Source organism: Bacillus sp. UMB0728, assembly GCF_002858875.1.
In the GTDB taxonomy this organism is placed as follows: Bacteria; Bacillota; Bacilli; order Bacillales; family Cytobacillaceae; genus Bacillus_AB; species Bacillus_AB infantis.
Window position 1 is genome coordinate 71464 of record NZ_PKLA01000008.1, and the last position, 14961, is coordinate 86424.

Annotated in this window: 14 protein-coding genes, 1 riboswitch and 1 other annotated feature (1 of these 16 only partly in view); of the genes, 12 read left to right on the plus strand and 2 right to left on the minus strand. The window is 49.9% G+C overall.

All coding sequences use genetic code 11. The features are described 5' to 3' along the window. Positions 1-32, minus strand: a binding site (T-box leader) (it extends 181 nt beyond the left edge of the window). A 56-nt stretch (positions 33-88) separates the two neighbouring features. Then, a complete protein-coding gene (locus CYJ37_RS24425; protein ID WP_101552580.1) occupies positions 89-1261 on the minus strand; it encodes an FtsW/RodA/SpoVE family cell cycle protein in 1173 nt (390 codons plus the stop codon). Between the two features lie 518 nt (positions 1262-1779). Here CYJ37_RS24425 and CYJ37_RS24430 point away from each other — a divergent pair. Further along, entirely contained in the window at positions 1780-2556 is a 777-nt protein-coding gene (locus CYJ37_RS24430) for a hypothetical protein (RefSeq protein WP_101552582.1), read from the plus strand. Positions 2557-3148: 592 nt separating this feature from the next. On the opposite strand, the gene CYJ37_RS24435 is transcribed toward CYJ37_RS24430, so the two are convergent. Next, positions 3149-3907, minus strand: coding sequence for a TrmB family transcriptional regulator (locus tag CYJ37_RS24435; protein WP_101552584.1), 759 nt, complete (start codon positions 3905-3907; stop codon positions 3149-3151). Between the two features lie 136 nt (positions 3908-4043). Between CYJ37_RS24435 and CYJ37_RS24440 the strand changes: the two genes are divergently transcribed. The 11 genes from CYJ37_RS24440 to CYJ37_RS24490 all read left to right on the plus strand — a co-directional run bounded on the left by CYJ37_RS24440 (position 4044) and on the right by CYJ37_RS24490 (position 14955). Continuing rightward, complete coding sequence (locus CYJ37_RS24440) at positions 4044-5219, plus strand: MFS transporter (RefSeq protein WP_101552586.1); 1176 nt, start codon at positions 4044-4046, stop codon at positions 5217-5219. Positions 5220-5310: 91 nt separating this feature from the next. Continuing rightward, positions 5311-5492, plus strand: a riboswitch (cobalamin riboswitch). Between the two features lie 193 nt (positions 5493-5685). Continuing rightward, positions 5686-6657, plus strand: coding sequence for an ABC transporter substrate-binding protein (locus tag CYJ37_RS24445; RefSeq protein ID WP_101552588.1), 972 nt, complete (start codon positions 5686-5688; stop codon positions 6655-6657). Beyond that, positions 6623-7684, plus strand: coding sequence for a FecCD family ABC transporter permease (locus CYJ37_RS24450; RefSeq protein WP_101552590.1), 1062 nt, complete (start codon positions 6623-6625; stop codon positions 7682-7684). The genes CYJ37_RS24445 and CYJ37_RS24450 overlap by 35 nt, the downstream gene beginning before the upstream one ends. Next, entirely contained in the window at positions 7684-9147 is a 1464-nt protein-coding gene (locus tag CYJ37_RS24455) for a heme ABC transporter ATP-binding protein (protein WP_101552592.1), read from the plus strand. The genes CYJ37_RS24450 and CYJ37_RS24455 overlap by 1 nt, the downstream gene beginning before the upstream one ends. Further along, positions 9144-10127, plus strand: a complete 984-nt coding sequence (gene cbiB / locus CYJ37_RS24460) for an adenosylcobinamide-phosphate synthase CbiB (protein ID WP_101552594.1) — start codon at positions 9144-9146, stop codon at positions 10125-10127. The genes CYJ37_RS24455 and cbiB overlap by 4 nt, the downstream gene beginning before the upstream one ends. Beyond that, positions 10084-11157 (plus strand): threonine-phosphate decarboxylase CobD, encoded by a 1074-nt coding sequence (cobD, locus tag CYJ37_RS24465; RefSeq protein ID WP_101552597.1) that lies wholly within the window; start codon positions 10084-10086, stop codon positions 11155-11157. The genes cbiB and cobD overlap by 44 nt, the downstream gene beginning before the upstream one ends. Continuing rightward, the gene (locus tag CYJ37_RS24470) at positions 11136-11708 is read left to right on the plus strand and encodes a bifunctional adenosylcobinamide kinase/adenosylcobinamide-phosphate guanylyltransferase (protein WP_101552598.1); all 573 of its coding nucleotides are present in this window, start codon (positions 11136-11138) and stop codon (positions 11706-11708) included. The genes cobD and CYJ37_RS24470 overlap by 22 nt, the downstream gene beginning before the upstream one ends. Further along, positions 11705-13216: a cobyric acid synthase gene (locus tag CYJ37_RS24475; protein WP_101552600.1), complete on the plus strand. Its 1512-nt coding sequence runs from the start codon at positions 11705-11707 to the stop codon at positions 13214-13216. The genes CYJ37_RS24470 and CYJ37_RS24475 overlap by 4 nt, the downstream gene beginning before the upstream one ends. After that, a complete protein-coding gene (gene cobS, locus CYJ37_RS24480; RefSeq protein WP_101552601.1) occupies positions 13203-13994 on the plus strand; it encodes an adenosylcobinamide-GDP ribazoletransferase in 792 nt (263 codons plus the stop codon). The genes CYJ37_RS24475 and cobS overlap by 14 nt, the downstream gene beginning before the upstream one ends. Then, the gene (locus tag CYJ37_RS24485; RefSeq protein ID WP_101552603.1) at positions 13943-14575 is read left to right on the plus strand and encodes a histidine phosphatase family protein; all 633 of its coding nucleotides are present in this window, start codon (positions 13943-13945) and stop codon (positions 14573-14575) included. Before cobS ends, CYJ37_RS24485 begins: the two co-directional genes overlap by 52 nt. After that, positions 14527-14955, plus strand: a complete 429-nt coding sequence (locus CYJ37_RS24490) for a bifunctional adenosylcobinamide kinase/adenosylcobinamide-phosphate guanylyltransferase (RefSeq protein WP_101552605.1) — start codon at positions 14527-14529, stop codon at positions 14953-14955. Before CYJ37_RS24485 ends, CYJ37_RS24490 begins: the two co-directional genes overlap by 49 nt. Positions 14956-14961 lie beyond the last annotated feature (6 nt).

Consider the following 14961-nt stretch of genomic DNA (forward strand, 5'->3'; position numbering starts at 1 on the left):
CCCTTTACTACTCTCTTCATCATTGATTGAATATATCGCTGCGTTGAATATTAAACGTATTATAACCCATAGTATTAAAATTGCAAGACTATTGTGAATCAGATGAAAACATATAGGTTTTATGATGGAATCGGGTGCTGAAGATCAAGCCCATTGCAAACATATTGCCCATCAGCGAGCTTCCGCCATAGCTGATGAATGGAAGCGGAATCCCTGTGATCGGCAGCAGCTGTATGGTCATGCCGATGTTCTGGAACACGTGAAAGGTGATCATACTGATGATCCCTGTACAAATATAAGTATTATAAGGATCCTTGGTTTCCATGGCCGTCTTGGTCAAATGATAGATTAATAGGAAGAAAAGGCTGATGACGACGCTTGCCCCAAGGAACCCATATTCCTCTCCGATGACACTGAAGATGAAATCGGAATGATTATCGGGAATATTGACCTGCCTGTCGCCGACTCCTTTTCCGGTAATAAGGCCGGAGCCAATTGCCTGGAGCGAGCGCAGCAGCTGGAGGCCGGCAGACTGCCCGTAGCTCTCGGGATCGAGCCACGAATAGATCCGGTCAAACTGGTAAGGATCGACCTTCAGATATTTCTCGATGATACTTGGCGCCCAAATGACCAGATAAAGGACGCTGGCGGCAAAACCGATGCCTGCGCTGTAAATGGGCAGCAGAATCTTCCATGAGATCCCGGAAACGAAGATGATCCCGAGCATGATGGCAATGATGACGAGGGCAGTCCCCAAATCCTCGACAAGGATGAGGCCGAGCGGCAAAGCGGTCACAGCGCCAATCTTGATCAAAAGATAAAAGTCGGTCTTCAGTGTTTTCTGGATGAATTTCTCGTGATGGGAGGCGATCAGCTTGCTGAGCGCCATGATCAGGAATACTTTAACAAACTCGGATGGCTGGATCGAACCGACGCCGGGGATGACAAACCAGCTTTTTGCCCCTTTAATGACAGGGGCAATCTCTTTCGGAGCAAGAGCCAGTGCCACAAGCAGGAGTATGCCGAAAGCATAAAGAATCCAGGAAAGCTTCCTGAACTGGTCGCTGTCGAAATACATGGTCACACCCGCGATAAAGGCACCGACACCATACCAGAAAATCTGCATGAGCAAGAAGTTTTTATCATATTGCTGCAAGGTTTGGGCGCTGTAAATCGCTGTACAGCTGACTATGGCAAATAACAGCAGCAGAAAGCTCAGCGTCCAGTCAAAACGGTCGGAAGGCTTAAGTGAACGATCCATTATAAAATACACCCTGTTTCATTTCAGTTTGGCCATTGTTATATAAGCCGCCCCTCTGCAGAGGGAGGCGAGTGGATTCTGGCAAAAGTCCGGATTAGTTTTTTGAACAAGTAAAGTGGTTAATAGTATAGACGTTTCTGCCAGGTATATTGTTTCCTTAAAAGGGGAATTTTTCAATTTAGTTAGGGGAAATAGAATATTTATGATGATCAAACTTTTCTGCTCTATCTGCTGATGCTTTATTGTTAAATGAGTGAGTGCCGTTATTCTTGCATTGTATCGGTCACCATAAATTGGAAATAGTCTGCTGATTTATATTTTTATTAAAACTAAGAAATTTTCAATGTTTTTTGCTAAAATAGGGATATTGTATCCGGACGGGCATGGCAGCTGAAGCGTGAAGAAAGGCTGTGCACTATAATAGATCAGAAGATGCTTAAAAACTTCGACAACTGTTCAGTACCGCGCTCCATCGGCTCAGAAATCATCTTTTTTATTTTTATTCGGAGGTTCTGCTATTGAAAAAGAATCATAACAGCTCGCGTGATCTCATATATGTCCACTTAAATGAACAGGAAAATTATGTTCTGTCATACGGCATTGAATTTGAAGAGTTTGCCCGTTCACTGTCAGATGTAATGGCGAATCTCCTGCTGCTGAAGCACGGATTTGATGATGGGGAATTCAACCGGCATACGCTCCTGGAGTATGTTCCGTATGAAAAGCTGAATAAGCTGCTTTCTGATGAAGTCTATAACTATGGCGACTTCTGCTGGATTGATTTTGAAGAACTTGACGGGCTGAACGAGCTGCCGGGCCAGACCATTGCAGAGCTATTGTATCTGGGACATCTGAAGGAGCACCTGAAAGCGCCATTTTATAACTATCTTGGCAACCGCTTTGTCTATCTGGCCCATGATGACGGCTGGTATAACAAAACCTATTACCGGGATATGGCTGATTTTTACCGTCTGCTGAGCCAGCTGATCCCTGAAAAGCTGAGCGAAATCAAGCCGGAAAAATCACTTCTCGGCCTGCGGAAGAAAGGTTCATTCCCGCCGGTGCCGCAAGAGGCCATTTCCTACATGAAGGATATGATGAGGGAAGGTGCAGTCATCTCCATCAGACAGACCGATCAAAACCGTGCGCGGATTGAGATCCCCATCTGGGTAATCGGCGATTTTGCCAATATGGACGACATGTACGAAGAATACGAAAGCATCGCAAAAGAAAAATGCGAAGCCAAGCTCGTTTTTGATAAAAAAACACGAGAATGGAAGCTGTATGCGAGATGAGGAAAGCCCGGCAGACGTGCCGGGCTTTTTTTTGAGGGATGATGGGGTGCTGGTGAGTGTGGGTGAGGCCTTCTGGAAAGTATTTGAAGAATAGAGGGTGTTAGTGGTCGCGACTAGAGCCGTCTAGAAGAGATTTTGCTAAACAGAGGGTGTTAGTGGTCGCGACTAGAGCCGTCTAAGAGAGATCTTGAAGAACAGAGGGTGTTAGTGGTCGCGACTAAAGCCGTCTAAGAGAGATTTTGCTAAACAGAGGGTGTTAGTGGTCGCGACTAAAGCCGTCTAAGAGAGATTTTGCTAAACAGAGGGTGTTAGTGGTCGCGACTAAAGCCGTCTAAGAGAGATTTTGCTAAACAGAGGGTGTTAGTGATCGCGACTAAAGCCGTCTAAGAGAGATTTTGCTAAACAGAGGGTGTTAGTGATCATGACTAAAGCCGTCAAAAAGAGATTTTGCTAAACAGAGGGTGCCAGTGAGAACAACTAGGACCCTCTAAAAGAGTTTTTTCCAATCAGAGGATGCCAGTGGATCCGTTGCAAGCATCTGAACCCCAAATCCCCTCCGTTTTCCAAAAAGCACCAGCACTCCGCCACGCCCCTAATACCGCAATTTCAAAAGAACATCCCGGATCGCTTTATCCTCCATGATGGTATCTTTATATTTCTGTGTAATTTCGGTAAGGGCGACATCATGGTAGAAGAACTCAGCGAAAAACTTCACGAGCGGCCTTGAACGGGTTGTGATGGCATTCCACTTGCCGGCTTCCATGCCGGCGAACAGCATCTCTTCCTCGTCAATGATGGCAATCCTGCTTCTTTCAAGGGTTTCGTGATGCTTGTCCGGAATCAGGACCGAGACGGACGGAAGGCTTGTTTCGATTTTTCCGATAGAGTGGACATGGATACTGACGCCGCTTTCGTGCTTTTCCTCCAGCAGCTCCGCATACTTCTCCAATTCATCTCCCCAGGCAGAGAGGATGATCTTTCTTTCCGCCCTGCCGAGCATTTCCTCCAGCAGGGAGAGGATGGAGTGATTATCCTTCAAGGTCCACACCCGGTCATCCGCGACAGGCTTTTTGACGGCTGCCTCCCGCAGCTCCTGGACGCTGGTTTCGAAATCTGCTTTCAGCCTGCTGATCACCGATTCCACGGGAAGGGCGGTGTACAAACGCTTTTTTTCGACCGTCGTTTCAAGGATGATGCCTTTCTCTGCGAGGCGGTGAAGCACTTCATACACCTTTGAGCGGGGGACGGCAGAGAGCTTGACGATCCCTGTGGCGTCCAGCGGCTGGTCCGCGGAAATAAGCGCCTGATAAATTTGGCTTTCATATTGGGTAAACCCGAATTGCTGCAGCATAGACAGAACTCCTGAGTCAGTTTTTTCTTAATAATATCATATCTTTTCCGCTAAATCGCACTGGGAAAATTAACACTTGCACCTATCCCTATAAAAAGTTACCATTGTGGTGGTAACTAATTGAGAGGTGTATAAAATGGATAAACGTGTGTATCTTTTGACGATCGTTTCCTTTGTAGTCGGGATGGTCGAGCTTATAATAGGAGGAATCATTGATCTGGTTGCGGCCGATCTTCATGTCAGCATCGGCAAAGCCGGCCTTTTGATCAGTGTGTTTTCGATTGTATATGCTGTCGCGGCACCGATTCTGCTGACAGCAACCGGGGGAGTGGAAAGGAAAAAACTGACGCTCATAGCCTTGCTCGTTTTCCTTGCAGGAAATATCCTGGCTTTCCTGAGCCCGAGTTATAGTATTCTTTTTCTGGCAAGGGTTATATCAGCGGCAAGCGGATCTTTGCTTGTTGTGCTGTGCATCACGATCGCATCGAATATAGTGCAGGAAAAATACCGCGCACGGGCGATTGGCATCGTGTTTATGGGCGTGAGCGCTTCCCTTGTTCTTGGTATCCCGGCGGGGCTTATGCTTGGAAATGAATTTGGCTGGAGGGCACCGTTCCTGCTGATTACAGTCCTGACATGTTTGTCGATAGCAGGGGTGTACTTTTTTATGGACCGTATTGAACCGAAAGCTGCCATATCCATCAGGCAGATGTTCGCTGCGTTGAAGAACCGGAAAATCTTATTTGCCCAGCTGGCATCATTCTTATTTTTAGCAGGGCACCTGACGCTGTATGGATACTTGACACCTTTCCTAAAAACTGTACTCGGCATGGATGGAAACTGGGTAAGCATCATGTATCTGCTGTTCGGTATTGCCGCGGTCGCCGGCGGCGGTGCAGGCGGATATCTTGCCGACCGCTTCGGGACAAAACCGACAATCCTAGCCATTATCATATTGTTTGCAGCTGCACTGTTTTCAATTCCGCATACTGCTTTTTCCCTGCCGCTGTTCATTGCGGTCATGATTATCTGGAGCATGCTGAGCTGGGCGATCACACCGGCATTGCAGAGCTATTTGATAGAGTCTTCGCCGGAAACATCGGATATCCAGCAAAGCTTGAATAACTCAGCCCTGCACTTTGGGATTGCCTTTGGATCTCTGATCGGGGGCATAGTAATTGAGCAGGCTTCAGTCGAGTGGAACGCTTCGGCAGGGGGAGTTTTCATCCTCTTCGCGCTTGGAGCTGCCACTGTTTCGATGGCAGGATTGAAGAGCAGGCGGTCAGCAAGAAGCAGCAGTCCGACCGTCTAGCAAAAAGGGTCCGCCCGGTCTTCTTCCGGACGGCCCTTTTTCTGCTAGTTTTAAAGAAGAAATAGTGTATAATGGCGATAGCGGAAAATTTCATACATATGCAGAAACAGGTGTTTTTCTTTGAAAGACTTAAAAGGGAAGTTGGTGCAATTCCAACGCGGTCCCGCCACTGTAAATGGGAGCAAGCTGCAGAAGCCACTGTACGGGATGTATGGGAAGGCGCAGCGAGCATTGACCATGAGCCAGGAGACCTGCCTGATTCTTATGCACCCATAAACCTACGAGGATAGGGAGGTGTACGGCAGCCTTTTGGAATCTTTTATTTTGAATCTGCACACGCCGTGCCAAGCATCCCCATGTTTATTGGGGATGCTTTTTTTGGTTCCGAAGGATGCTGGTCCCGTTTTGGGCATAAGACCTTTGCAGCATGAATTTTGCGACACTTATTTCTACAGGGGGATTTACCATGAAAAAGCTTTATTCATTATTATTCAGCATGCTTTTGGCAGCGGGTATTCTGTCAGGCTGCGGCGATTCAGCGGCAGAGCCTGAAAAGGACAATGGCAGCAGCACTGAACAGACAGAGACAGAAACAGAAAAAGCAGAATTTCCGGTTACAATCACAGATGCCGCCGGTGAAGAAGTTGTCATTGAAGAAAAGCCGGAGAAGATTGTTTCCCTGATTCCAAGCAACACGGAAACAGCGTTTGCACTCGGTCTGGGAGAAGAAGTTGTCGGGGTATCTGATTTTGATAATTACCCGGAAGAAACAGCAGATAAAGAGAAGATCGGCGGAATGGAATTCAATGTTGAAAAAATCATTTCCCTTGCTCCGGATCTGGTTCTTGCACACGCTTCAAGTGCGCATAATGCAACAGCAGGATTGCAGCAGCTGAAGGATTCAGGCATTGCTGTGCTGGTTGTCAATGATGCCCAGAGCTTTGAACAGGTATATGAGTCGATCGAGATGATCGGGACCGCTTCAGGTGCAAAGGAAGAAGCTGAAGAAGTGATTGCCGGCATGAAAGAGAAGATAGAGGCAATCAAAGAAAAAGCTGCTGCAGTAACAGAAAAGAAGAAAGTGTTTGTAGAGGTGTCTCCAGCGCCGGAGATTTATTCGCCTGGGAAAAATACATTCATGGATGAAATGCTAACGATGATTAATGCAGAGAATATTGTAAAAGAAGAAGGCTGGCCAAAGGTAGATCCTGAAGCCATCATCAAGGAAAATCCGGACGTGATTATTTCCACTTCCGGTTACCGCAATGAAGATGCTGTGGCAGAGGTGCTCGCCCGTGAAGGCTGGCAGGATGTAAATGCCGTTAAAAACAAGCAGGTGTTCAGTGTGGATTCAGACACAGTAAGCCGCTCCGGCCCAAGGCTTGCTGAAGGAGTAGAGGAATTTGCCAAAGCTGTCTATCCGGACGTATTTAAGTAAGAATAAGCTGTCAGCCTATGTGCTTGCAGCCGCTTTTCTTGTCATATGCATGCTGGTGGGGATTTCAATCGGTACAGTCTCTGTGCCGATCCCTTCTATCATTAATATAGTTGGATCTAAGCTCCTGCCGATTCAGCTTGATGCTTCGGTTGACCCGATGCACAGCAATATTGTGATGAATATCCGCCTGCCCAGGGTCATTCTTGCCGGGCTTGTAGGAGCTTCCCTCGCCATTGCGGGGGCAGCCTTCCAGGGCCTCTTGCGGAATCCGCTTGCAGATCCTTATACACTTGGGGTTTCATCCGGTGCGTCCGTCGGTGCAGTGCTGGTGCTGTTTTTTCAAATATCGATCCCGTTTGCCGGACTGTTTACGCTTCCTATTCTCAGTATGGTATTCTCATTCTTAACCATTTTTGCCGTGCTGTTTTTTGCAAGAAGGATTGACAGGGCCATGAAGGTGGAGACTATCATCCTGACAGGGATCATTGTCAGCTCCTTTCTGGGCGCGCTTATTTCGCTTATGATTGCCCTGACTGGCGAAGAGCTCAGGCAGATCATCGGCTGGATCATGGGGAGCGTTTCGATGAGGGGATGGGCATATATCCGCATTATCCTGCCGTTTTTCATAATAGGAAGCCTGCTGTTAATGATAAATGCGAAAGAGCTGAATGCTATGTCATTTGGAGAAGAACGGGCCCAGCATCTTGGCGTAAATGTGCAGAGAAGAAAAATGATGGTCCTTGTGGCGGGGTCCATATTGACAGGCGCCGCCGTCGCGGTGTCAGGCACCATCGGCTTTGTCGGCCTTGTAATTCCGCATTTGACAAGGCGGCTTTGGGGGCCTGACCATATTCATCTGCTGCCTCTGTCAATGATGACTGGCGCCGGCTTCCTGATTCTTGCTGACCTGGTCGCCCGGACGGTCATTTCGCCCACAGAGCTGCCGATCGGCGTCATTACGAGCATCATCGGAGCGCCTGTGTTTGCGCTTATTTTGCTGAAAAGAAGAAATAGGAGGGCGGTCTGATGCTGAACATACAAGGATTGACCGGCGGCTACGGGGATGAGAGCATCATTCAAGAGGTCAGTTTTTCAGTGGGAAAAGGGGAGCTGTTCGGCATCCTCGGGCCAAATGGCAGCGGAAAGACGACTCTTTTAAAAATGCTGAGCGGCATCCTCTCCTATAAGAGCGGAAGCATTTCTGTAAAAGGCAGGCCTTTGCCGGAGTTCTCAGTGAAAGAGCTGGCTAAGGTCATTGCGGTGCTGCCGCAGCATTCATCACAGTCTTTTTCTTATACAGTCAAAGAAACAGTTTCTTTGGGCAGGTATGCCCATCAGAAAGGCTGGTTCCAGACCTGGTCGGAGGAGGATGAAAAGACCGTCCAGCGCGTGATGGAACAAACGCGGGTCGCAGAATTCAAGGATCATTATATCCACGAGCTGTCCGGCGGGGAGAGGCAGCGGGTATTCCTTGCCCAGGCGCTGGCCCAGGAGCCCGAGATCCTGCTTCTGGACGAGCCGACCAACCATCTTGATCTATCTTTCCAGAAAGAGCTGCTTGACCTGCTGCGGACATGGGCGAAGGAATGCGGGATGACTGTTGTTTCCATTTTCCATGATCTGAACCTTGCAGCACTGTATTGCGACAGACTGCTTTTAATGGAAAACGGGAAGGTAGTCGCGGCGGATGTCCCGAATGAGGTACTCCGCGAGGACCGGATCCGCACAGTCTATCAGACGGATATCATGAAGCATGCCCATCCTGCCGTCCCTGCCCCGCAGATGGCAATCCTGCCAGGGGACCTGAGTGCTGAACCGGCCGCTATTGGCGAAAATGATGTCCAGGTATACGAGGACCATGTGCTTGTGAAATCTCCCTTCCCGCTCCGTACGATGTCCTCCGGGGTGGCAGGATCCGGGGTCGGCTGGCACAGACTGTTTGTTAACCGCCAGGTGCCGAACCATTATGACTGCAGCGACCACCGGGCAGAAATGAAAGAATATTTGCGGGAGAACGGCTATGAGCCAGGCGAGACGGTAGGCATGATGACAGCCGTCCAGGTGGCAGACGCTAGCTATAGGCTCTATGAGTCCGATGGCTTTTCTCTCCTCGCAGTTGTCACCGCAGGAACAGGGAATGCTGTTGACGCTTCCCGCAGCGGCCTGCACAGCTTTGAATTTTCTCCAGGCACGATCAACACATGGATCTTCATCAACGGAAACCTGACAGAGGAAGCCTTCATTCAAAGTATCATGACAGCCACAGAAACAAAGGTGAAGGTGCTTCATGACCATTATATTGAGGATAAGGTGTCAGGCACTCTGGCGACAGGCACAAGCACAGACAGCATCCTGATTGCTGCTGCCCAGTCAGGGAAAAAGCTGGAGTTTGCAGGAACAATTACACCGCTTGGCAAGCTGATCAGCAAAGCCGTATATGACTGTACAGCTGAAGCGCTCCGCAAATACCGGAAGAGGGTGTCATCATGATTGTCCATCATCTGGCTGCCCTTACCCTTGCATTTCTGCTCGATCAGCTTATTGGAGATCCGCCTAAATGGCCCCATCCAGTCCGGTGGATCGGGTCATTTATTCTATTTTTGGATAAAAAGTGGAACCGCGGCGAAAAGCGGAAGCTGAAAGGGGCAATGATGGTCCTGGCTGTCCTTGGTGCTGTATTCCTTGCTGCAAGTGCCATCACATACACCGGCTATTACATCCATCCTCTGGCAGGAATCATAATCGAAGCCATCCTCATTTCCACCGCAATCGCGCAAAAAAGCCTGAAGGAGGCGGCGCTTGAGGTCTATAGTCCGCTTCATAGAGAAAACTTATCTGAAGCACGCCTGAAGCTTTCCTATATTGTCGGCCGTGATACAGAAAAGCTGGAAGAGCCGGAAATTGTAAGAGGAACAGTAGAAACGGTTGCGGAAAATACGAGTGACGGGATCACCGCTCCTCTATTTTGGGCGCTCATCGGCGGAGCACCTTTGGCTCTCCTGTACCGTGCAGCCAATACCTGCGACTCTATGGCAGGCTATAAGAACGAAAGGTATCTTGAGTTTGGCTGGACCTCTGCGCGGCTCGATGATCTGCTGAATTTCATTCCTGCCCGGCTGACCGGCCTCCTGATGCTGCTCGGGAAAAAGCCGGAGCATTCCAGCTTTAAGGAAGCATGGGACATTCTCCTCCGGGACAGCAGGAAGCATCCGAGCCCGAACAGCGGCTGGGGAGAAGCGGCAGCCGCAGCCTTGATGGGCGTCCAGCTCGGGGGCATCAATTACTATAAAGGGATCGTTTCTGACAGGGCAAGAATGGGCGACCCTATTGTTATCCTTGAAAAAGGCCATATATTGTCCGTCATTGAGATTATGAAAAGGACCTCTTTATTATTTCTATTATTCTTATGGCTGGGGGGAATGCTCTTTGAATTGGCCGTCGCATGGATCCAATCCGCAGCATTTATTTAAGGCACTTGGGCTGCGGGAGCCATCGGAGCTGCTGGACTTCAGTGCCAATATCAATCCTATGGGGCCGCCTGAACGGCTAAAGGCAGGCTGGCATCAATTTTTCGAGAAACTGCCGGTTTACCCTGATCCTTTTGCAGCAGACCTGACTGCAAGGCTGGCTCAAAAGGAAGGCGTCGGGAAGGAATATGTACTCGCCGGGAACGGTGCCTCTGAACTGATCAGCCTGGCAGCGAGGCTTCTGGCCGGTAAAAAAGTCATCATCGTGCAGCCGGCTTTCTCTGAATATGAACAGGCCTGTGAGGTGAATGATTGTGAAATCAGCTATTTTCAGCTGGATGAGGGGAGCTGGGAGCTGGATGCAATGAGGCTCTGCGAAGACGCCAAAATAGCGGATGCCCTGTTTCTCTGCAATCCTGCCAACCCGACAGGCAGATACTATGGCCGTGAAGATATCGTTTCATTATTAGAGGGTTGCCCTGAAACGCTCGTCATCGTAGATGAGGCATTTTATGACTTTCTGCCGGAATATGAACCTCTCGTGCCGCTGCTTTCAGAATACAAGAACCTCATCCTGCTCCGCAGCATGACGAAAATGTTCAGTATCCCGGGCCTGCGGCTGGGCTATGCACTGGCAGACCCTGAGCTGATCAGGGGGATGGCCCGCTTTCAATACCATTGGAGCATCAACTCCGCTGCCCAGCAGGCAGGGCTGATTTGCCTGGAAGAAGATCTATACATAGAGGAAACACAGATTTATATGGAAAAAGAAAGAAGCAGGCTCTTTAGCTTTTACAAGGATAAAGGCTTGCACGTGTCCGAATCGAAAACCAACTTCTATCTTCTCCGTGACCCGGAGCTTGGTGATCAGGAAAAGCTGTTTTACTTTTTGCTTGAAAAAGGGTTTGTCCCCCGCCATACCTATAACTTTCCCGGGCTTTCCGGACGCTGGCTGCGGTTTGCCGTCAAAGGGACAGAAGATAACCAGAAGCTGATGGAGGCGATCGACGAATGGACAATGCAAAAGGACTGATATTTATTACAGGAGGCGTCCGCAGCGGCAAAAGCACCTTTGCGGAAAAAACAGCAGCGTCCGCCGCCTCCACTGGCCGTCTTCATTATATTGCTGCAGGGAAGAGCTTGGACGAAGAAATGGCCGAGCGGATCCTGCTGCATCAAAAGCAGCGGGATGAAAGCGGAAGCGGTTGGAGAACCTGGGAACAGCCTGCAGGAATAGGGGAGCTGGCTGCCGCTTTTACAAAGCAGGATGTGCTGCTTCTGGACTGCCTGACCACTCTATTGAATAATGAATTATTCGGCACAGGCGGCAGGTGTGAGAGTCCGGAATTCCAGGAAGCGGTCAAGGAGCGGATCCTTGCTGATATCGACTCCCTGAATGAGAGTGCGGGAGCATTGATTATTGTCAGCAATGAAGTCCAGTATGAAACGTTTGAAGCAGGGAGTGTGTCCCATATATACGCCAGGCTGCTTGGCCAGCTCCATCAGAAGATTGTGGGGATGGCAGTCCAGGCTTATCTTGTGGAAGCGGGAATCCCGCTTCTTATGAAAGGAAGGAAACCATGAAAGGCATCATGATACAGGGAACGGCTTCAGATGTGGGGAAGAGCTTTATTGCTACTGCTCTCTGCCGGCTGCTGTCCAATGAAGGCCTTAGGGTGGCGCCGTTCAAGTCTCAGAATATGTCCAATAATTCCTATGCGACGGCGGACGGCAGGGAAATCGGCCGGGCACAGGGCATTCAGGCAGAGGCGGCGAGGGCTGAAGCAACAGTCTGGATGAACCCGATCCTGCTGAAGCCGAAATCTGATATGAGCTCAGAGGTGGTTCTGCTCGGAAAAGCTGTTCGAACCTATTCCGGCCGCAGCTACCGTGAGAATTTCTATGAAAAGGGCCTGGCTGTGATCCAGGAATCATTGAAAAAGCTTGAAGCCGATTTTGATGTCATTGTTGCGGAGGGTGCCGGGAGCCCGGTAGAAATCAACCTGAAGGATCGGGAGCTGGTCAATATGAAGGTGGCCGATCTGGCTGACATCCCGGTCATCCTGGCAGCGGATATCGACCGCGGAGGCGTGTTCGCAAGCATCATCGGCACCCTTGAGCTGCTCACTCCTGAAGAGAGGCTGCGGGTGAAGGGTTTGATCATCAATAAGTTCAGGGGCGACCCGGATTTGTTTGCGGACGGCATCTCCTGGCTGGAGGAGCGGACAGGGATTCCTGTTCTCGGCGTTCTCCCCCATCTTGAAAACCATATGATTGATGGAGAAGATTCCCTTTCACTCGAGGGCAGTTTTTACAAGAAGGCTGGAGGGAGGATTGACATTGCTGTGATCAGGCTGCCATACATTTCGAATTACAGTGATATTGAACCCTTTCTCTGCGAAGAAGATGTGTCGGTGCGCTGGGTGAAAGATGCAGCGGAGTTTGGAGAACCGGATGCCGTCATTATCCCCGGGACGAAAAGTACGATCCATGACCTGCAGTTTCTGAGGTCTTCCGGCCTGGAACGCTCTATTGCCTGTTTTGCTGAGGAAGGCGGCAGGATTGCCGGAATATGCGGCGGCTACCAGATGCTAGGGGAGCAGCTGTATGATCCTGAAGGGACTGACAGCGGTACGATAGGTTTGAAAGAAAAGGGAATGGGCCTGATAGCGGCTGATACGACCTTCTTCCGAGACAAATTAACCGTCCAGGCGAAGGGTTCATACATAGCATCCGCCGGGTTTGGCAGCGGCAGTGTTGAAGGCTATGAGATTCACCTTGGCCAAACAGCCAAAAAAGGCATAGATGCAGGCAGGAGTTTATTTTTGATGGAAGATGGCCGAGAGGAAGGCTATAGCGGCGGAAAAATAATCGGGACCTATCTGCACCATGTTTTTCATAATGACACCTTCAGAAACAGATGGCTTGAGAGCATCCGGAAGGAAAAAGGCCTGCCGCAAAAGGAGCCTGTACGGATCGGAGACATGAAGGACGAACGCTTTGAGAAACTTGCCAGTGAGGCAAAGCAGCATCTTCAGTGGGACAAAATCAAAGAAATAATAGGATATAAAAAAGCATATGAAAACCATTAAAGGACTGCTGATCAACATTCAATTTTTCACAAGCATCCCGGTGCCGATGCAGATTCCTATGGATAAAGCACATTTGAAAAGAGCCGTGATCACTTTTCCAATTCTCGGGCTTCTCCAGGGACTCTTTTACAGCCTGGTGCTGTATGGATTCCTGGAATGGACCCCGTTTTCGCCGCTCGCCTCGGCATTTGCCCTATGGCTTGTGATGATCATCCTGACCGGGGGAATCCACCTTGACGGCTGGATGGATGCAAGCGATGCCTTCTTCTCTTATCAGGATCGGGAGAAGCGGCTTGAGATCATGAAAGATCCCCGTACAGGTGCGTTTGGCGTTCTTTCTGTCATTGTGCTTCTTGCCGCGCGCTTTCTGTTCATCTATGAAATTGCGCTGCAGCGGGAGCCGGAGACATATTGGCTCATTGCCCTGATTCCCTTTCTCGGAAAGCAGATCATGGGCGTCCTCCTGATGCAGGTGCGCCCGGCAAAGCCTGAAGGACTGGGGGCACTGTTTCAAAAAGCTGCCAGTGCCAGGGATTTGGCCTTTTACCCGGCAGCAGTGCTGCTGGTGTTCGTGCTGTATGCTATGGCGGATATCAGCCTTGCAGTCCAAGCGGCGATCCTGCTCTTGGCTGCAGCAGGCTTTCTCGCATTTGCCGCTGTAAAGTCGGTTAAATGGTTTGGCGGAATTACAGGGGATGTACTTGGTGCATCTGCAGAAGGAGCTGAATGCTTTTTATGGATGGTACTGTGGCTGTTACATTATTTCGCCATGTCCTGACAGAAGAAAACAAGCGGCATGCCTATCTCGGCTGGACAGATTCTCCTTTATGCCCTGAAGAGAAGAAGCGGTTTGAAGCCTGGGCACAATCCCTCCCAGAGTATCCCTTCACTTTTTCAAGCGATCTGGGACGCTGCCTCGAGACTGCCAGCCTTTTGCCCGGAGGGGAAGCCCGAGAGCTGAAGGAGCTGCGGGAAATGAATTTTGGCAGATGGGAAGGCAGTGTCTATGAAGAGCTGAAGAATGATCCTGCCTACCAGGCCTGGCTCAATGATCCTTTTATTGCCCCGATACCGGAAGGCGAGGATTATGGGCAGTTTTCTGAAAGGGTCATGTATGGCTGGGGAAAAATCAGGACCAGCCTGATTCGGGATAAAGGAACAAGAGCTGCTGTCGTCACGCACGGCGGGGTGATCCGTCAGCTGCTGACCAGGCTTGCGCCAGAGGAAAGGCCATTCTGGGAGTGGAAAGCCCCGCATGCCGGCGCCACCACATTGGTCTGGGAAAACAATGGTTTCAGGAGGGGTGGAAGATGCACTTTATTATTGGAGGAAGCTTCAATGGGAAAGCTGCCTGGGTGAAAAGACAGTATGCAGAGGAAGAGGCTTCCTGGCATAGTGCCTATAAGGGCGAGTGTTTTCCTGAAGGTGCTGGTGCAGCGACAGACTGCGTCATTCTGGAAGGAATCGAACAGTGGATCCGCGAAGATATAAAGAGAATGGATAAGGGCCAGGCAAGAGCCCTGTGGAAGGAGCGGCTGGATGATTGGCTCCGCTGGGAAGCCGGCGTGCAGGAGAGAAAACTGGTGCTGATAGGAACAGATATCACCAAAGGGATTGTACCGATTGAAAAAGAAGACCGGGACTGGCGGGATGCCTCCGGGTGGATATTCCAGGATGCTGCTGCAGCTGCTGAAAGGGCAGATCTGATCTGGTATGGCATCAGCCGGAGATTAAAATAAAAAGAT

Coding starts and splice junctions, on each gene's coding strand:
- CYJ37_RS24475 (WP_101552600.1), top strand. CDS start 11,705: ATGAAAGGCATCATGATACAGGGAACGGCTTCAGATGTGGGGAAGAGC.
- CYJ37_RS24455 (WP_101552592.1), top strand. CDS start 7,684: ATGCTGAACATACAAGGATTGACCGGCGGCTACGGGGATGAGAGCATC.
- cobS (WP_101552601.1), top strand. CDS start 13,203: ATGAAAACCATTAAAGGACTGCTGATCAACATTCAATTTTTCACAAGC.
- CYJ37_RS24470 (WP_101552598.1), top strand. CDS start 11,136: ATGGACAATGCAAAAGGACTGATATTTATTACAGGAGGCGTCCGCAGC.
- CYJ37_RS24485 (WP_101552603.1), top strand. CDS start 13,943: ATGCTTTTTATGGATGGTACTGTGGCTGTTACATTATTTCGCCATGTC.
- CYJ37_RS24435 (WP_101552584.1), bottom strand. CDS start 3,907: ATGCTGCAGCAATTCGGGTTTACCCAATATGAAAGCCAAATTTATCAG.
- cbiB (WP_101552594.1), top strand. CDS start 9,144: ATGATTGTCCATCATCTGGCTGCCCTTACCCTTGCATTTCTGCTCGAT.
- CYJ37_RS24445 (WP_101552588.1), top strand. CDS start 5,686: ATGAAAAAGCTTTATTCATTATTATTCAGCATGCTTTTGGCAGCGGGT.
- CYJ37_RS24425 (WP_101552580.1), bottom strand. CDS start 1,261: ATGGATCGTTCACTTAAGCCTTCCGACCGTTTTGACTGGACGCTGAGC.
- CYJ37_RS24490 (WP_101552605.1), top strand. CDS start 14,527: ATGCACTTTATTATTGGAGGAAGCTTCAATGGGAAAGCTGCCTGGGTG.
- CYJ37_RS24440 (WP_101552586.1), top strand. CDS start 4,044: ATGGATAAACGTGTGTATCTTTTGACGATCGTTTCCTTTGTAGTCGGG.